This window comes from Rhizobacter sp. P2_H2 (assembly GCF_056403375.1).
On the sequence record NZ_JBFUFP010001440.1, the window covers coordinates 1 to 1,085 of the forward strand.

The following is a 1,085-nucleotide window of genomic DNA, read 5'->3' on the forward strand; positions in this document are numbered from 1 at the left end:
GCCGACACCGCCGCGCCGCTCAGGTCGATCCAGATCGCATGGCCCTGCTTGTGGCGCATGCGCAGCTGCGCCCGGAAGCGGCCGCGGGCCTGCAGCATCGGGTAGGCGCGGCGGCCGATGTCGTCGAAGGAGTCGTCGTCGAGGTAGAGCAGCCGCGCCGGCGCGCCGACCAGCTCGTGCGGCTCGTAGCCGAAGATCCGGTCCAGCGCGCGGTTCTTCCAGAGCGCGACGCGATCCTTCAGCTTCACCATGCCGACGACCTCGTTGTCGAGCATCACGCTCTGCTCCTGGGCCAACCGCGCGATCTCGCGGCGTGCGATCACCTGGCGCCGTTGCTGCACGAACAGCAGCGCGGAGAAGCCGGCGATGGTCGCGATCGCGATCGCGAGCAGTGCCGCCATCTGGCCCGCCTCGCGCCGCCAGCCCGCGAGGAAGTCGCTGGTGCCGAGTCCGACGAACACCCGGAACGACGAGCCGGGAATGCGCTGGTACGCGGTATAGCGCTCGATGCCGTCGAGCGCGGTCGGGGTCAGGTACGAGCCGCGCTCCGGGCCGGTCGCGAGGCGGCGCATCATCTCGGCGGAGACCACCACGGTGCCCAGGTTCTTCTCCTGCGCGCCGTCGATCACCGAGTAGCGCGCGATCAGCTTCAGCCCGCCCGATCGCAGCGACACGGCGCCCGCGCTGCCCAGCCCGATGCGCTTGAACCGGTCGATGAAGTGCTCGCTGGGCAGGCTCGTGTAGACCACGCCGGCAAACGATCCGTCGGCGCGGCGCAGTTGGCGGGCCACGGCGATGCCCCATTTGCGGCTGATGCGGCTCTGCACCGGCTCGGAGACCACCATCCCCTCGTGCGACTTCGCTTCGAGGAAGTAGTCGCGGTCGGCGATGCTGACCGCCGCCGTGCCTGCAGGCAGGCCGAAGCTGACGATGCCGGGTTCATCGGCGATGCGGATCGAATCGACCTGCGGCAGCAGCGAGCGCTGCTCGGCGAGGCTCTGCTCGATCTCGGCACGGCCGTCGGCATGGGTGGCGTCGAGGGCGCGCACGCGCAACGCGACGGTGGCCAGCGCGTTGTCGAGCTG

General features: G+C 70.5%; 1 protein-coding gene. It reads right to left on the minus strand.

The genetic code is table 11. The features are described 5' to 3' along the window. A partial coding sequence (locus tag AC1D15_RS33765; protein WP_477829498.1) for a cache domain-containing protein occupies nt 1–1,085 on the minus strand: 1,085 nt, incomplete at both ends.